Origin of the sequence: Acidicapsa dinghuensis (genome assembly GCF_025685685.1) — a bacterium.
GTDB lineage: Bacteria > Acidobacteriota > Terriglobia > Terriglobales > Acidobacteriaceae > Acidicapsa > Acidicapsa dinghuensis.
This window is the reverse complement of sequence record NZ_JAGSYH010000011.1, coordinates 68291-86647: the sequence shown is the minus strand read 5'-3', so window position 1 is coordinate 86647 and position 18357 is coordinate 68291. Positions and strand designations below refer to the sequence as shown.

The window sequence follows — 18357 nt, the reverse complement described above, 5'->3', positions numbered from 1 at the left end:
GAGTAAACGCATCAGCGGCGATGGCGTTATCTGAATCCGTACGTCCCGTACATGAAAGTGTCCGGGGTTATTTGGTAACCGTCAGGCTGACCGATGTCATCTGCGAGACACCGCCTCCAGAAGCGGACACGGAGACACTGTAGCTCTGCGGTTTGGTTGTTCCGCCGCATCCGATTACGGTTAATCCCCCGATAAGCAGAAGTGCCAATACCAGGCGATGCCACGATCTGCGTTTGTTGAACGGCCACAGAACCAGCGCCAGAGCGAGTCCACCGCCGGCCTTTTCCCAGAGCAGTAATCGAGAGTTTGCGGCGTTTGAACTGGAAGAAATCGTCATGGTCGATGTGACCGCGGCGCCCGCTGGAGTGACCTGAGATGGCGAGAACGAACAGGAGTCGCCTGAAGGAAGGCCAGAGCAGCTAAAGTTCACTACCTGGTTGAAGCCATTCTGTGGCGTGACAGTTAGCGTAAATTTGGCCGACTGGCCGGAACTGATGGTTGTACTGGTTGGCGAAGCAGCCAGGGAGAATGTCGGCGAAGGCAGATTGATAGTGTAAGCAGCCTCTGCTACTGCGCTGTTGCTGTAGCCAGGTGCAACCGCGATAGCCTCAAGCGTCTCTGTACTACCGACGGTAATGGCCCCAGAATATTTGGTCGAGCTTGTTGTCGGCGTACTCCCATTAGTGGTGTAGTAAATAACTGCGCCTGAAGTGGAATCTGCGATCGTCACCGACTGAGCGGAGGTGTAGGTTCCAGCAGCAGGCGAAAAAGTGGGCATCGCTGCCGCTGACGGAGGAAGGTTGATCGTGTACACCGCGCTGGCCACGGCGCTATTGGCGTAACCGCTGGCCACGGCTATAGCTTCGATGGTCTCAGTGCTGCCCACAGTGATGGCTCCTGTGTACTTGGTCGAAGCCGCGGTAGGTGTCGTTCCATTTGTCGTGAAGTAGATAGTCGCGCCCGCTGTCGTATCGGTGATGGTGACGGATTGGACCGAAGTATATGTTCCCGCCGCCGGGCTAAACGCCGGGGACGCAACCTGGTACTGCACCGCGCGAATCCGGTTATTGATCGCATCGGCGATAAGGAATCCCCCTCCTGCGGGGTTGGCCACAACCCCTTCCGGCGTGTTAAGTGTCGCACTGGTCGCCGGGCCGCTATCCCCGCTGTATCCAGGTGATCCGCTACCTGCAACAGTGTTGATCACTCCCGTCGTTGCAGTCACCTCGCGCACCACGTTGGCGGCAACATCTGCGATATAAAGGTTGCCCGCACTGTCCAGAGACACGCCTTCCGGGAAACCGAGCTCGGAGCTGGTCGCTGAACCGCCATCCCCGCTGTAGCCATAAGTATGTTTACCTGCGACCGTGGTGATGATGCCCGTAGCCGCGCTCACCTTGCGAACGACGTAATTATCGGTATCCGCAATATAGACATTTCCCCCGCCGTCGACAGCCACGTCTACGGGGTAGTAGAGCGTAGCGCTGGTAGCCGGACCGCCATCGCCTGCATAACCTGCGCCTCCATTGCCTGCCACCGTAGAGATGACCCCTGTGGATGCGGTTACCTTGCGGATCACACCAGAGATCCAATCTGACGTATAAATATTGCCCGACGCATCGATGGCAATGCCATACGGATACGTCATTTCACCACTGGTAGCCGGACCGCCATCCCCACTGTTCCCGGCGGTTCCGTCTCCGGCTACAGTCGTGATGGTGCCGGTGGCTGCATTTACTTTGCGGATACGATGATTGCTCGTATCTGCGATGTAAAGATCTCCAGCACTATCCACACCGATACCGTAGGGATAGTCGAGTTCCGCGCTGGTTGCCGGACCGCCGTCGCCACTGTAGCCCGGAATCCCATTGCCCGCCACTGTGGTAATCACCCCGGTCGCCGCATTTACCTTGCGAATGCGGGAATTGAAGGTATCCGCAATATACAGATTGCCCGCAATATCCTTAGTCACGCGCCATGGTGTATTCAGTTCCGCTCCGGTTGCCTGTCCGCTGTCACCAGTAAAGCCCGCGGTCCCGGTTCCAGCCACCGTCGTGATGATCCCTGAAGGTTGAGTTGTCCCCGATCCAACGCCCGTAAGCATAAACTTCACAAAATTGTTAACGCCGCCGATGTTGGCCGTTACGGTGAAAGTTCCAGATGCGGTGGGTGTCGCTGTTGTCTCCGCAGTGCCGTTTGCGCCAGTTGTCACCGAAGCGCTCGAAAAAGTGATGCCGATGCCAATGAAAGAAACGCTCACGCCGCTCGCCGGGTTTCCACTGCCGTCCTTCACCACCACTACGAGAGGCGCTGCAAACGCTGTTCCCACCGTCGCGCTTTGTCCAGACCCCGAGACAATCGAAATGGTGTCAGGTCCTGAACTCGCGCCAGTTATACTCTCGCTGATCGATGCTCTGCTTGCTGTGTAGCTTGAGTCGCCTGAATAGCTTGCCATGATTGTGTGGCTCCCGACAGCAAGCGTGCTCGTGGAATAGGTAGCTTTTCCGCCGCTCAGTGTTTCCGATGTAGCGGCCCCACCATCAACGCTGAACGCCACCATTCCGGTGGGTGTTCCGGTGCCACTGCCGGGCGTCACCGTTGCAGTAAACGTTACGTCAGTGCCCGCCGCCGCCGGGCTTCCGCTCGAGACAAGCGTTGTCGTGGTAGAGGTTTTGGAACTACTCGTACCGATCAGAAATTTGGAGATGAACGCGCTGCCATTCGCAGGATTAGTGGTTTGAAATGCGCCGGAAGTTGTCGGAAAGTTTGACGAGACCGCGCTCCCGGTCAGATATGCGTTACCTTGAGAATCGACGGATATGCCGTACCCGTAGTCGCAGGTTCTAAAACTCGTCCCTTCGACCACACTCACGGGACCGCCTGTTCCGCCAAAATAGGTCGAGTAAAGAAGCGCAGTGCCGCTGCTGTTGATTTCTGAAAGCACCGGACTGGTGTACTCGGTCACAGATCCCGAGGTGGCGAGTGCGCACGCGGGAGACGTCTGATAGGCGTTGGATGAGACGGGAAAGTCGGTAGCCAATACGTACCCTGTGATATACGCGTCGCCGCTGGAATCCACAGCCAGACCGTTCGATCCTGGACTGAGGCTCGGCTGACTTCCACCCAGGTATGTGGCATAAACCAAATCCGATCCTGATGGATTGACCTTCGCGATGAAGTAGTTTGGGGCACCCGATGCAAAGGCTTTGTTCGAGGATTGAAGTACGCCTGCTGTAACCGGGAAATCCTGAGACGAAGTCAACCCGTAGACATAGGCGTTATTCGCTGAATCCAGCGCGATACCAAGGGCCGCATCGCCGTTGTTATTGCCGCTCGGACCGTTCGCATTACCCGAACCACCCAGATAGGTTGAATACACCAGGGATGACAGAGTCGAGTTCAGTTTCGTGACGAATCCGTTCGAGCCAACATCCGCCAAAGTTTTGTTGGTGCCTTGCAACGCACCAACAATAGGGAAATCCGTGGAATATGTAGCCCCGTCAACATAAACATCTCCACCTGAATCCACGGCGATGCCCGATCCGCCATCTCCTGTGCTTCCTCCCAGGTAGGTCGCGTAGTCCAGAGCAGTTCCCTGCGGATTAACCTCTGCGACAAACGCGTTGGGATGCCCTGTCGATGCACTCTTATTCGTGGCCTGATAAGCGCTGCCAGTCACAGGAAAGTTCGTCGAATACGCCGTTCCCGTTACATAAGCGTCCCCGGATGCATCGATGGCAATAGAAGCGCAACCGTCGCCTCCAGGGCCTGGTATATTCAACGATGCCTTGCCGGCATATCCGGTGATGCCGCTTCCCCCGAGGTAGGTGGAATAAACCAGCCCAGATCCAGCAGCATTAATCTTGGTCACAAATCCATTTGAGACGCCATTTGCGCCGCCTTCATTGGTCTTCTGAAAGGCTGTGCTGGTCACGGGAAAATCGACCGAGTACGCAATGCCGGCAACGTATGCCTCACCGCTGCCATCGACTCGAATCCCCGTAGGATAGTCCCCGTGATTCAACGTGCCGGCAACGCTAGTATTTCCGCTGCCGCCCAGATACGTCGCATAGACCAGCGCTGTGCCGGTTGGATTCAGCTTGGCGACGAATGCGTCGAATGTAGATGCGCTCTCATTGTTCGAGGTCTGATAGCTGCCGCTTGTCGCAGGGAAATTGGTCGCGTATACCACTCCTGTGACATAAGCATTGCCGCTGCTGTCGACAGCGATAGCCGTGCCGTAACTCGCTCCATTGCTGCCGCCAAGATAAGTGGAGTAAGACAAGGTCGGATCAATCACCAGTGGTTTCGATCTGTCATATGTACCAACCGCAAATCCGACTGCCCCGTCTGCCAGCAACGTGAAGTGGCCGTTGACGGGCAGCCGTGCTTCATCTTTTTGCTGATATGCAATCGGTTTGCGAAACGTTATCTGGCCATTCGCTGCGATGATCTCAAGATCACCGTTCGCGTCCAGCATTAGCCTCTTCGCTCCTGCAAAACGCAACCGTATCGTCTTCACATCCGCATTGGGCGCGACAACAAAGTCGTATTCCAACTGCTGCTGGTTGCCGTAGTAGACGAGGTCCACGCCGGGATACACGCCTTCGTACTCGACCTTGCCGAAAGTGGGCACGTCACTATGCCACTGCGCGGGATCATTGCCGATGAAGTAGTTAGCCGTTCCTGGCAGCTTATCCGCGCCCGCAACGCGTATACGGGAACGAGCCCCCGCCAGTTGCATTCGCACCACGTCGCTTCGGAAACTCGCATCGCTTCCCTCGTCCGCGTCTGCATGCGCAGGATTAAGCGAAGCTGCGGAATGAGCCATTTCCGTTTTCCGCAAAGTCAACACTGCTTCTTTGTCTGTAAGAAAGAGCGAGTAGCCGTTGCCTCGGGAAAGAAAACGCACCTGTGGATCGGCCTGGCCCTGGTTAACTTCGAAGCTGAGCGGAAGCTTGCCGTAGTTCTTGGCGATGGAAGGACTAGCTGGTTTTGTCTGTCCGCTCAAATGCATACTCGACAGCAGCAACAGAGTTATTACCGTCCAGATTGCACGGCTTGCAAAACCACGCGCCTTAAGCGGATGAACATGAGAACAGAAAACGCAGTTGCTCGAAAATAATGCCCGAAGATGTGGAACACGCACAAAGCCTCCGTAGCGGATAGTTTCTGGTTGAGTTTCGAGGGGGTTGGCTGTCAAGCCAGAGAGAATGGCCCCACACTTCCGGTAGCGCGAAAGCTTCTCTTTAGCGCCAAACTATCTTTCGAAGGCTTTTGCGGAAATCGATTTTCGAGCGGTTACAATTTTGTTACAAATTTTTCCGAATCCTCAATCGCACAGCGAGTTACCAAAGAATTCGAAAGTACTTTCCGAATTGAATTGAGTTGAAGCACGAGTTCTAGGTAAAGTGATCGCTATGCAGACAGCCTACTCATTAACTCGGCAGCTACGCCTTTTTTCCAACGGACACAGAGATGTGGGTGATTCCATGTTGCGCGAGATGTTTCCCCGGCTGAGGCAGATCGCGGCCCGAAGACTGGCAAAGGAGCAATATCCGTCTTTTACTCCTACCGAATTGATTGGAGAAACGTGGCTCACGCGTCTTCATCGGGGCGGATGGAAAGTCGAAAACCGGGAACACTTTTTTGGGATTGCGAACCGGGCCATGAGGAACGTGCTCACCGATGCGGCGCGTAAACGGCTCTCCGGTATTCGCGGCAAGGGCGCTGAACATATTTGTGTTGAGGAAGCAGCAACAGAATTGCGATCTTCAGCGCCGGACGCCGAGCAAGTTCTGGCCATCGGAATGCTGATGGAAAAGCTGAAGGAAGTCGATCCAGGAGTAGCGCTTGTAGTTCACCTGCATTACATAGCTGGCTTTGATCTGCAGGAGATCGCGGCTGAGACAGGACTCTCTCTTCGTCAGGTGAGGCACCGGTGGCATAAAGGCAAGACTTGGCTGGCAACGCGGCTGCTTTCCAAACGGCGGCAGGTCAGGGTAGCTGTTCCATATCTCGGATGATTGGTCTGGCAAACGCCCAGACATCCTTTGGCCTCTTTGCCGGGTCGAAGGCAATCGCCGATACGATTTGCTCGATAGAATCTGCGCAGAAGATATCTGAATTCTTCGAGAAATAGCCGGCAATCCGGTCGGGAAGATCAAGGGTCGCATCAGGAAATAATTCTGTCCAGCGCAAGCCGGTGAGCATTTCCAGTATGACCTTCGCGAGGCTGTAGATATCCGTCGAGGCGTCCGCGTAGCCGATCACTTGCTCCGGAGCCATATAGTCAAGCGTTCCCGCAACACGGGAGATGCCATGAAACGTCTGATTCGGGGACTTGACGATGGCGATTGAAAAGTCAATCAAAACGATCTCTGGCCGTCCGTCTGCATCCGAACGGATCATCAGATTCTCCGGTTTTAAATCTCGATGGTAGATCGCCTTTCGATGCAACGACTCAAGCGCTCCTGCGATTTGGCGCAGGAATACGCCGATCTGATGCGGCGGTATCGCCCCCTCTTGTAGTTGCTCACGCAGGCTGCGGCCTTGAATGAATTCCATCACCAGGTAAGGTGCGCCGGTATCGATCGCACCATGTCCGGTGATCCGTACGATGTTCGGGTGCGACAACTGCTCCAGTGCCGATATTTCTTGTTCGAAGCGATGACGGATCCAGGCCCTGTCCCCGAATTCATAGCGGAATATCTTCACCGCGCAAAGCGCGCCGTTGCGTTGCAAATCGCGCGCCCTGGCAACAGTTGCGAATCCTCCTACGGACAGAATGTGGCCAATCTCATAACGGCCATCCAGACAGGTTCCAGTCAGATGTTCTGTTTCCGGAGAGAGAGCGTTCATTCGCCACGCTGAAAGGTCTGGAAGTGTAAGTTCGCGCTGGAATCGCTGGTGCTTCCTCCATTGAGCAGCGCCCAGTCCGATTCCAGTTCCACCTGCGCCATAGAGCAGCAGCACCGGCCAGGAAAGCCAGACCGGCCACTCCACAGTTAGAGATTGCTCCACTACCGGAGACCAGGGACCATCGGCCAACTGCGCCTGCACCTGCAAGGTATGACGTCCCAAGGGCAGTTTACCCAGTGAAGGATCGAAACTCGTTGTCTCCGTCCACTCGCTCTGTTGAGGTAAAAGCCGGTAGCGGAAATGGAGTGCATTGCGGCGATCGAACTGCAGAGAGCCGAAATGCGCGGCGATAACATGACCACCGCGAACCTTATTTTCAATCGAATCGAAATGCAGGCCACTTCCGTCGAAAGTGAACCCGGTGATGAAAACCGCAGGAGCGAATGCAGGGTGCACAAGATCGTCCGGTGCAGTGAGATGAATGATGTCATTGTCGGCGCCGTACCAGATAGAGCCATCACGATCCTCAAAGAACGAATTCGCATTCGTATCAAGCGTCGGCAAGCCGTCGGTCCGTCCGAGTCTCAACCAATTGCCTTCGCGGGCCTGTTGCGGGGTAGCAACATAGAGCGCCTCAGCGCTGCCAAGCCATACCCACCCCTTCCGATCAACAGCAATAAAGTTGAAGTGAGTTACGCTCTCGGCATTTCCTTGAGGAAGAGCCCGTGCAACGAATTTTCCACTCGAGGCCCGCTCAACAAGGTAGGCCCGTCCTCTCGAATTCGACGTATACCATACCTTTCCATCCACGCCGACCGCCAGCGATGAACAACCGAGGTTTGCAATTTCAGATAGGACGAAGTTCCATCTTCCACGATCCAGCTGGAGCAAGCCACTGGGACCGCAGGCCCAAATACTTCCGTCAGGTCCCGCTTCCATTCGCACGATATCCGTGAGATTGCCAGCCGGTTCCAGCAATTCAAGTTCTCGTCCGCTGGTCCCTATCTTGTAGGTAGTGTCCCCTGAAGCCCAGACAGTGTTGTCTCTAAGGTGAAACACCTTACTCAACCCAGCAGGCCTGGAACGCTTCACAACTTGCCCACCGGGTGTGATCTCTTGCAGAGCACCCTCGCTGGCAATAAAAATTGACCGGTCGTTGCCCGGAGCCATGCTCTCAACAGAGCCCTTTACTAGCCGCCAACGATTTCGATCATCATCAAGCACATAGGCAGTTTCGTCGGCGAAAGCATACATTTTTGATCCCTGACGAAATACAGACCACGTGTTACCACCGAGCCCATCCGAATCAGCCCAATACTCAACTCCAAGGCGTCTTGGTAGATAAACAAGGTCATTCAGGGCAACGGCCAACACCCCGCCGTCCCGTAGAGGAATCACCGCGCCATGTGTGGTGATTGGCACTGTCTCCATTCTGTCGGGACGCCCAATAGCGATCTTGGCAAAGCTCGGGATCAGGATCGATCCGTCCTTCAGCTCATAAAGTAAGGGAATACCATTGCCGATCGCCGTAGAATCAAGCCGGGACACCGGACCATCCGTGCGGCATTGATAGATGACGGTTGTGTTGTCTCGGAGCCAGACACAACCATACCGGTCGCGCAAAACCGCAGCCGCACGGCGCATGTATTGTTGCCCTGTCCCCAGTCGATGACTCCGTACAGCGAGTTGTTGGCCCTGCCTCCATCGAATGATGGCCGAAGCCGGAAGCTCGCAATAGCCATCGTCGCAACCAAAGAGAACATTCCCTGACGCATCGGACTGAAACTTTACATCTCCAATGCTTGTAAGCACATTGTCAAGACGCCATCCCTCACCCGATCTGCTCACCCGTACTGCATCAATTCCGCTTTGCGATGTTCCGTCCTCGCGTTTCATCGCCAACAGAAACACATCTGGCGCTACATTTGTAATGCCAGATCCAGCTACCCCGTCAAAGATCTTGGCAATTTTCCCCTGGCTGATCCGAAATAATCCACGGGACGACGCGAGCCATATCCCTCCAAGCGTGTCCTCGACCATCCCCGAAACGGTTCCTCCACCAGCATCGCCCTCGGGAGACAGAAACCGCGAGCCATCAAACAAGTACACTCCCTCCCGTCCGGTCTCGCAGCCGGCCAGCCATAGTCTCCCTCGACTGTCCTGAAATGGAAACAGGCAACCCCGCGGCGAATCCGGTCCACTGATGGGCACAAGAGGGTGTTGTTGGCCGCCACAGACAGCTGCCGGCAATAACACGCAGCAGAACAGTCCGGAGAGGAATCGCCGGATTCTCTTGGCGTCACACATGATCTCGGTTGTCGCTTCGCCATCTTGCATCTCCGAAAAAATGCCCTGATGGGAACTTAGTACCGGTACGAAGTGGCGGCGTCGCACGGCGGCTGCTATCTCGGCCATCACCGTTTGCCATGAGAACCAGGTTTGTCGGACCCATCGCCACACTAACCGCATATTGGTTCTTGCGTAAATTCTGCCATTTTCCGCCAGCAATAACGATCACAGATGGCTCGCCTGGCTCCTCACACGCCAGTCCTGTTCAGGGACTTCGTCGTCGAGTCACCGTAACGATGAGCCTGATCGCTCGTATCTTCCAGTCCGTTCCCTCTATCGCCATCAAAATTCGGCAGCGTGAAGCTCTTCGGTCGAGTTTACGTCCATTTGCCTTGGCCTTCGACTATCGTGATGTAACGGTCGATGGGCAGATCCGTAAAGCGCTCAGTTTTACCGCCAGGCAGCGGCCACTTGATTTCAACCCAGTCCAACTTCGCGCGCTTGCCGATCCCCAGAACCATGCGTGGATCATGGCTCGAAAGATAACTGCCACCTCCCACTTTCATCCGGCTCTGTTTTAAGTCCTGCGCCTGATACGTGATCCGTGCTCCGACCGCGTCACGATTCGATCTGGTCCCGACAAGCTTGATTCCAAGCCAGTGATTCTGACTGCCGGCCGCGTTTCGCAGCAGGACAGGGGCGCCGTCATTCACTCCCAGCAGAACATCTATTGCGCCGTCGTTGTTGTAGTCACCGATTGCCAATCCGCGCGCCGCAAGCGGCCGCTCGAAGATTGGCCCGCTTTGCTGGCTGATATTGCGTAGCCCCTTACCTGTGCCCTGGAACAGCAGAGGACGCTCTTCATACGTCACTTGTGAGTGGATGCGGTCGATCAGATCGTCGGGGTTTCCGTTCGCTAAAAACAGATCCAGATTGCCATCGTTATCGAAGTCGAAGAACTTAAGCCCCCAACCACTCATTAGATAGGTAGCGTCGGCAATGCCGGTCTGACGGCCATTATCGTCGAAGGTTTCGTCGTGATTGTTGTGGTAAATCGAGTACTGTTGACGATCGAGGTTGGCTACGAAAAGGTCCATGAAGCCATCCTGATCGTAATCCGCGGAGTCTACGCCCATTCCAGATCGAGCGCGCCCGTCTGCGCTGTAAGCTATGCCAGCGATTTCTCCGATCTCATCAAACTTTCCTTTTCCACGATTGCGGAAAAGGAAATTTCGAACCGTGTCGTTGCCGACGAAGAGATCCATCAAGCCATCGTTGTTAATGTCAGTTGCAACCACTCCCCACGCTTTCCCCAATTGACTGGCGATGCCTGACTCTTTACTGACATCTGTAAACGTGCCATCACCGTTGTTGTGAAAAAGCCAGCTCGGCATGGGCGTGTAAACCGTAGGAATGCAGTAGTGCCGCAGGCCGTCTTCATGGATGCCGCAGGGTTTATTCAGCTCTTTGCTGAAATCGACAAACCGGCAGACAAAGAGATCCAGTAATCCATCGTTGTCGTAATCAAACCATACCGCGCTCGATGACCACCCCGGAGCCGCTACTCCCGCTTTCTGCGTCACATCGGTAAAGGTTCCATCACCATTGTTGTGGTAGAGGATGGATCTACCGTACTGCGTCACGTATAGGTCGGGGAGACCGTCGTTATCATAATCACCGACTGCGACGCCCTGGCCATATCCACCACCGCCAACGCCCGCTTTTTCGGTTACATCGGTGAAGGTTCCATCTCGATTATTGCGATACAGCGCGTTGCGAAGGGGCGAACTGGGTTTATAGAAATCGCATTTGCCGCTGTTCACAAGATAAATGTCCATCCAGCCATCATTGTCGTAGTCGAGAAAAGCGCAGCCCGGTCCTGAGCTTTCGGGAAGATACTTTTCGGGAGATTTCCCTGCAGTATGCATCCACTTGATGCCCGATGCTTGAGGAGGAACCACCACAAAAGGAAAGCGTGTTTCGTCGGGCAATGCGAAGAGCTGACGCTCCGAAAGCAAAAGGGTACTTGCAATCATCTGTGACACAAAACGGCGCCGTGTCAGCCTGGCTGTGCGAAATCGATTCATCGTTTGGTCGGTCGATACCCAGATATTCCCGAGTCTGAGACGAAATATACCGGAGATAAGAATCTTACTGCGGTGGACTCCCAGCTTGTGCGCCCGCGTGATCCGTAGAACTGAGACTCCTGAGAATCGCAAATTCCTTTTCTGCTTCGGCCTTGTTTCCGGTCCTCACCAAGGCGGTAGCCAGCGCATTGTGAATGTCGGGATTACCGGGTGTAAGAAGCTCAGCGTGCTTCAAAGGGGGGATTGCTTCTTCATACTTCTTCTCGCCGATCAGGGCAGCACCCCATCCGAGGTAAGCTTCTGCAAAATTCTGATTCAGTTTTGCTGCTTGCGAAAAACGAGCAATTGCTTCGTCAAAGTCTTGAGCACGTTGCGCGAGGACTCCGAGGACGTAAGCTGCATCCGCATTACTTGGGTCGATCTGAAGTTCTTTCAGAAACTCCTCTTTAGCGCGAGCCGGAGCGTCCGAGCCGGCATCGGGCCGCGAGAGCAGCAACCTGCCAATCAGAAAGTGAATACCACGGCTATTGGGGTCTTTCTTGAGTATCTCCTCATATTCAAGCTCTGCCGGTTCCCACTTGCCCTGTTCTTCCAGCGCTTCCGCGTTTAATTTGTGAGCAGCCGTGGATTGCGGCGCGCTTCGGCCTAGATCCAGCGCGGTGCGTGTCGATAAGTCCGAGTATGCATGAACGATGACATACAGCACATCGGGATCACGGCCAAAATCCCTGCTGAGTGCATGGATGAAATTCAGGGTGGCAGCCCGATCGTCGATGGCGAGAGAGCAGCGAATTCCAACTACGCCCGCGAGCTTTCGCGTCTCCGAAGGAACCTGAGCCGTCATAGCCCGCTCGAGGGCGGAAATCGACTCACGACAGTGGCCTTGGTTGGCCAGGGCGATGGCTTGTTCTGGGGAAATAGGAGTTGTTGCAGAAGCAGAACTAGCGTGCTGAGCGCTGGAACTAGATCCAGAAAGCGCGGCAACTAACGAGAAAAGAACGAGGAGTGATTTGACCGGGTAGCTGCCCATTTCTGCGCAATCTGCTTTTCAAAGGCGTTCCGATTCAAATTAACAAATCGCCGCTACAGGTGCAATCTGCACTTGCAGCGGCGATTTGCGATGTTTGATTTCTCAGTAATAGATTTTTAGAGCCAACTGGATATTTCTTGGGGGTTGAGAGCTGGTAATCTGTCCCATCGTTGATCCGATCGATGTATTCGGAGCATTGTATTGAACGTGGTTGAAGGCATTGATGAAGTCGGTGCGGAACTGCACACGGAAACGTTCCGAAATTGAGAAATCCTTGTGCACACTAGCATCGACATCGGTGTAACGCGGCGAGCGGAGGCCGGCAAGCTGCGGCGAACAATCTCCGAAGGTACCAACTGCCGGTTGAGTGAAGTTGCCGTCGTTGGTAAACCACTGCCTGCCAATCCCTGGAAGAAAACTATTCTCGATGGATGGCAGTGCGCCGCAATCTGCCCGTGCGCCACGGCTGAATGTACCGGAGTTATCCGACGCCCCAAAAATCGGCATTGGCCAGCCGGTACGGAACGAGACGATCGGGCTCACTGCCCAGCCACCGATAATTTCATCGACCGGCTTGCGGACGCCGCTGGCGAATTGCTTACCTTGCCCGAAGGGCAGTTGATATACCGAATACGCAGACAGCACATGAGTGGCGTCGTAGTAGCAAGGCGCCCACTCCGCCCTCTGGTCGTAGACATTCTGCCAGTACGCCGAAGCGCTCAAGGCATTATTCCACGCACCGTAATATCCGGTACTGTCAGACATACACTTGGAGTACGTATAAGAGAGTTGTCCCTGAAGCCCGTGAGACGCTTCCTTCTGCAGGATGGCTTGCAGGGAGTTGTACTCCATGTTCCCGTTCGATTTGGTGCCGGAGATGGTTGCCCCTTCGTTGATTCCATTATTTACTGATGTCAGAAGAACCTTTCCGCTAGTGTCCGTCAGACCCGGATTGCCTAGCACACTATAGAGACCCAGGTTCTTCGCAAAATAAGGGCTGTCGGTTGTACACGCCAGATCGGAGGGTAGAGTGCCGCAGGACGAACTGGAAGCCAATACTCTTTGACCATAGTCAAACGGCACCATGAGATGTATACCCTTTTGCCCCACATACCCAACCTGGAATGTAGTGCCCTTCGCAATTTGCTGCTGAACGGTCAAGTTCCATTGATACGCGATCGCCGGCTGTACGTTGGGATCCCACACCCTCAGCAATGCCTGGGCATAGCAGGCATAAGCCGGTGCGGCGCATGACGCGTTGGTTCCTGAACCTACGATGCCGTCGGTTGTATCCGTTTGCGGCAGGTTCACATTGTTGTAAGTCGCATTGATTTCAGCCGGAGTGAATGGCGGGTTGAGAGTGAGGCGCAGGTTTGTGCCCGTACCTTCAAGATAGGAGGAAACGGTGAACGCGCCACGTACCACAGTGCGTTCGTGCAGCATTGCCGGTGTCCACGCAAAACCGACACGAGGCTGCAAGTCCCTAGCGCCATAGAAACCGTTATAAAGCGCGCCGCTGGCTCCATTCTGACCGGCGAGATCGATATTTCCAGTATTGATGTTGTAATTGGCTTGTTGATTGTTGCTTTCAACCCATGGTGAATGCGTGTCATAGCGCAGGCCAAGATTCAGGGTCAGGTTGTCGGTGATCCGCCAGGTGTCTTCGGCGTAGATACCGATCACGTTCTCGTACTGCTGCCATGTAGCGCCTGTGCTGACGCCACGGCCATACGATTGCGGCAGACCGAGCACAAAGTCTGCGCCACCGTCGCCCGTTCCGGTTCCGGCCGAAGCCGAATTGACGGCGGTAAACTGTCCGTTGAAATCCAAAAAGCCCAGCTCACCGTTGTTACCGGCATAGAAGGTCTTGATGATTTCGCGCCAGTATTGGCCACCGAATTTGAAACTATGCCGTCCATGTGTCCAGCTCAGTGAATCTTCAACCTGCCAGACGTGGTCATCAAAACTCTGGGTTGATTCCGTCGTACCCAGGTTGTTCAGGGTGGAGTTGGAAAAGTTGAGCGCCAGTAATCCGTCTAAACTCCCTGGGTTCCCATTTCCGATGCCCAGCGTGTTGCCCAACTGCCCCACACCCGAAGCCCAGCTGTTGCCGGAATTGAGCGTAATGTGGCTCCAGCCAAAGCGAAAGCTATTTAGAAGGTTGTTCGATAACGTTCTGGTCCAGTTGCCTACCGTGTTGTAAATCGGGGTAGTTGCATAACTGTTGGACAACAATGCCACTGAGTTGTTCGCGGGATTGTTCTGATATGCCCGCGTGAAGCGATAGGAAATGTTGTCCTTCGAGTCGACCATGTAGTCGATCTTCAAATCGCCCTGATCCACATTCTCGGCTGAAACTGAGGTGTTGATCGCATTGTTTTGCAGGTTGGTGTTTGCAGCGGTTGGGTAGAGACTGGAAGAGAACAGCGCCGTAGCCACAGGGCTGATCATCGCAGTAGGAATTTGGTTATTCGGGAAAGGATTACGCGGCGAGGCTGGCGTAGATCCCGGAGTGCACGGCGCGCTGAAGGATGCGCAGGGGTTGTACAACTGCCCGGTCCCTTTGCAGTTTCCCGAATCGTCAAAACCCGCACTGCAAAGAGCGCTGTAATCGCCAGTGCGTTCAGCTGCGGTAGCAACTGTTATCTGTCCCTCTGAACTCGGTATGTCGAATCGCTGTCCCTGATAATCGGCGAAGAAGAAGAGCTTGTTCCTCAGGATCGGACCACCCACGGTGAAGCCGAACATATTCCAACGAATCTTGCTCTTCTCCAGGTCAGTCAGGTTATTGGACCAGCTGTTCGCATTCAAGACATCGTTGCGGAAATACTCCCATACATCGCCATGGATTTTATTTGTCCCCGACTTGATCGTGGCATTGACGATGCCACCCTCAAAATTGCCGAACTCCGCAGGAGCATTGTTCGTGATCAGGTTGAACTCCTGAATCGCATCGGGTGCCGGCGTGTAACCCAGCAGGTTATCGGAAACCTGGTTGTTATCCATGCCGTCCAGCAGGAAGTTATTCGCCTGCTCGCGGTTGCCGTTGATCAGTGGACGGCCGCCATAACCGGCGGTATTGTTGCCGTTATTGAAGCTGCTCGGATCGGTCGTAACGGCCCCCGGGGCGAGCAGAGTAAGTTGCACGTAGTTGCGCGAAGCGAGCGGAAGGTTATCGTTCGTCTCCGCGTCTATGACCGTGCTGACCTGCGTGGAGTCCTTTTCCAGGACTGGTGGCGCACCGGTCACTTCCAGCGTTTCCGTTACCTGCCCGACCTTGAGCGCAAAGTCGATGCGGGCAACCTGGTTGACTGCAAGAACGAACTGGTCGTGGGAGACGCTGGCAAATCCGGTTTTCTCGACCGTCAGGGTGTAGCTACCCGCAGGTAGTTCCGAAATCCGATAGAGACCAGCATCGTTGGAAACAGCGTTATAACTGGTGCCACGATCCACCGAGGTTGCTTTGATCGTAGTCCCGGCGATGGCCGCGCCGCTTTGGTCAGTGATGTTGCCGACAATCGTTGCTGTGACTTCCTGACTCCATGCCGTGGGGGCCAAAACGGTCAGGATAGCCAACAGGGTACAGAATATCGAGAGTTGTCTCTTGCTCATCTCAAAGTCCTCCAAAAGTCTTGAACTGCGCAACTACGTCAACTTCTTTGGTCCTACAAATTGCACTCGAGTCACCACAGGATGAAGGCGTGGCAAATCTACACGAACGTGATCGAGCCCATAGGTAAAGAACCTGAGCGATGCGCTAGCTGTACTGCCTTGTCTGGACAGCCTAAGTTCTGATAGAGAGAATTGCTGCTACAGAACAGTGAGAATGAGGGTCAGCAATTTGGGAGACAGCATATGGCGAATTTAACCAAAATGCAACAACGAATTGATCAATTTGTCGGTTTTTGTGCAAATCCCTACTCCAAACAAGACACCGGAAGGTGTTTACGGACAACTCGGAGTGCAAAAACAGGACTCCGGCGCCGGTGCAATTCGTGAGGAATTCGATGGGTGCTTATCAGCGGCGATGAATTCAGACCGCGATTCCGCTCGTATCGGCGGTGAGATAACGCCACTTTGGAATCCCGGGCAAACCAGCTTCCCGGATGCCGGCAAATACAAGCGCACGGACCCAGGGTTACATCGCGAATCGATCGCCGCCCATAGGGAGGCTGGCGTACGCGACCGAATGCTAGGACAACCCCGAAGCGATTTTCCAGGGTTCTATTAGAAAACGCTCAAAGTTGCAGGAATTACAGTGCCAGTTGAAGAAGAACCGGCGGAAGCGCCCCAAGAGCCAACGAGATACCACCCCAAAGTACAGCCCTGCGATCAACACGACTCGGTGCAAACCAGGAGGCGATTACTGCCACCATCACCACAGCGATTATTTGGAAAAGCTGTCAGCTTCAATATCCCTACAAACCTTACAACGAGTGGTTGTTTTTGGTGATAAAGAGCCAGACAAGGCCCAGCAAATTGACCACAGCCAATGCGATGGAGCCCAGGAAGACAGCGTAGCGCTCTACGTTTTGTTCGCGCGATATGATCGGCGCTGCCAGGCTTAATAGAAATCCAATAGTCATCGCGGTAGAGCAAACCAGAAAGGCAGCGAAGCTGTCCTTCTCGTCATAAGGGATGAAAGCAAAAGCACAGAAGCCTAATGGGTCGACACAGATCGAAGCCGTCAAAACGCACAATGCTTTGGGGAGTACACGCTCGCTGACAGTACGCGATTGACCAACGATTCTGCACCATGCAAATAGGACAGGAATGCCTCCCGCCACCAAAGTACCGAGGGTAACGAGCAGCATCGGGATTCCAAAATAAAAGCCATCAAACCCCATCGCTTTATCCAATCACTTCTGGAATCGGTTGCTCAAAAACGAAGCAAATCACAACGAACAAACGGCGTCTTCCGTACATCGGCGGTTTGAGCAGCTCCAGTAGGCTTACCATGCTAGCCTCCTTTTACGTTAAAGCCCAGAAGGATAAACAATGCGATTTCAGAACAATGCATTACTAGTTGGCCAATTGTTCCCCACTACGCCGCTCGATTGCGTGTCGCTCCTTCTTTGACTAAGAACCAGCCAGCAGCAAAAATCAGGGCAAAGGAAACCAATTGCCACTTGTAAAAGAAGGGTTCAAGACTTCCCCCATAGGCCGTCATCGGAAACAATTTTTCACCAAGAACGTCATTTAGAACTGCTGTGCCATCGCACAGAACACCGATGGTAAGCGCTATGAGTGAACCTGGCACACGAAGTGGTCTTTGAATTACGACAGACAGCCATGCAATAAATGTTAGCCCTCCAACAATTATCACCGACACAAAAACCGGCAAATCGAAGTAGAAGAGCGACCACAGATTGTCAAACATCTCTCGTCCTCTTTCCAGAAGGGCTAACACACATTCATGGCTCTCGCGCTAGGTCGCTTCATCGCAAAGACATATCGGCCCTGTCCTGCTGACAAGCTAACAAACCCACACCAGTCTTTTCGGGAGAGATTATGGACACTCTAAGTTATGGATTCTATGGTGACCCCGGCAGGATTTGAACCCGCGACCTCCGGTTTAGGAAACCGATTCAAGCCGACTCGCACCGAATCGCAATGTTCTGCACTCCCTATATATTTATCTTGTTTTCAATGATTTGCACTATCGTAATGACTGCATGAGATCGCACGTAGCCGCAGGCAAGTCTAAACCAAACCGACACCACAACCGACACCAGTTTTTTTCTCAACTCTCTCTTCTGTTTGACCTGCTCGCTACCCGGACCCAGCACTCAACTTGTGTTGGTGGCATGTCCGTTCGACGAGGAGTCGCAACTGCTTCTGCTTTTTCGATAGCCCACCCGCAAAGTGCTCGAAGCTGAAACGCACTCTTTTACTGGAAAATTCATTGATTCTGGGTAAAATTCCTTATCACCCCAAGTGCATTGGGCTGATACCTCAACATTTCAGCGATCAGGATGATCGAGACGCGTGGCGCTATCGGGCACTGTCTCTCGAGAATCGAAGATCTCAGCGTAAATTCGAGTTGACTAAATTCCATCTGGCGGAACGACGGCCGCTAAACCACAACTC

General features: G+C 54.0%; 8 protein-coding genes. 1 reads left to right on the top strand and 7 read right to left on the bottom strand.

What is annotated here, in order from left to right:
• Positions 1 to 67: 67 nt before the first annotated feature.
• Positions 68 to 5011 carry a DUF7948 domain-containing protein gene (locus tag OHL22_RS24035; RefSeq protein WP_263342361.1) on the bottom strand — a complete coding sequence of 1648 codons (4944 nt, stop codon included), beginning with the start codon at positions 5009 to 5011 and terminating at the stop codon, positions 68 to 70.
• Between the two features lie 409 nt (positions 5012 to 5420).
• Between OHL22_RS24035 and OHL22_RS24030 the strand changes: the two genes are divergently transcribed.
• Entirely contained in the window at positions 5421 to 6026 is a 606-nt protein-coding gene (locus tag OHL22_RS24030; RefSeq protein WP_263342360.1) for an ECF-type sigma factor, read from the top strand.
• Here OHL22_RS24030 and OHL22_RS24025 read toward each other — a convergent pair.
• The 6 genes from OHL22_RS24025 to OHL22_RS24000 all read right to left on the bottom strand — a co-directional run bounded on the left by OHL22_RS24025 (position 5998) and on the right by OHL22_RS24000 (position 17647).
• Positions 5998 to 8964, bottom strand: a complete 2967-nt coding sequence (locus OHL22_RS24025) for a protein kinase domain-containing protein (protein WP_263342359.1) — start codon at positions 8962 to 8964, stop codon at positions 5998 to 6000. The genes OHL22_RS24030 and OHL22_RS24025 overlap by 29 nt on opposite strands.
• Before the next feature lie 563 nt (positions 8965 to 9527).
• Positions 9528 to 11186: a CRTAC1 family protein gene (locus OHL22_RS24020; RefSeq protein WP_263342358.1), complete on the bottom strand. Its 1659-nt coding sequence runs from the start codon at positions 11184 to 11186 to the stop codon at positions 9528 to 9530.
• Positions 11187 to 11301: 115 nt separating this feature from the next.
• Complete coding sequence (locus OHL22_RS24015) at positions 11302 to 12081, bottom strand: tetratricopeptide repeat protein (RefSeq protein ID WP_263342357.1); 780 nt, start codon at positions 12079 to 12081, stop codon at positions 11302 to 11304.
• 288 nt (positions 12082 to 12369) lie between these two features.
• Complete coding sequence (locus tag OHL22_RS24010) at positions 12370 to 15879, bottom strand: TonB-dependent receptor (RefSeq protein WP_263342356.1); 3510 nt, start codon at positions 15877 to 15879, stop codon at positions 12370 to 12372.
• Between the two features lie 815 nt (positions 15880 to 16694).
• Positions 16695 to 17114, bottom strand: coding sequence for a hypothetical protein (locus OHL22_RS24005; RefSeq protein WP_263342355.1), 420 nt, complete (start codon positions 17112 to 17114; stop codon positions 16695 to 16697).
• Positions 17115 to 17311: 197 nt separating this feature from the next.
• Complete coding sequence (locus OHL22_RS24000; protein WP_263342354.1) at positions 17312 to 17647, bottom strand: hypothetical protein; 336 nt, start codon at positions 17645 to 17647, stop codon at positions 17312 to 17314.
• Positions 17648 to 18357: the final 710 nt, after the last annotated feature.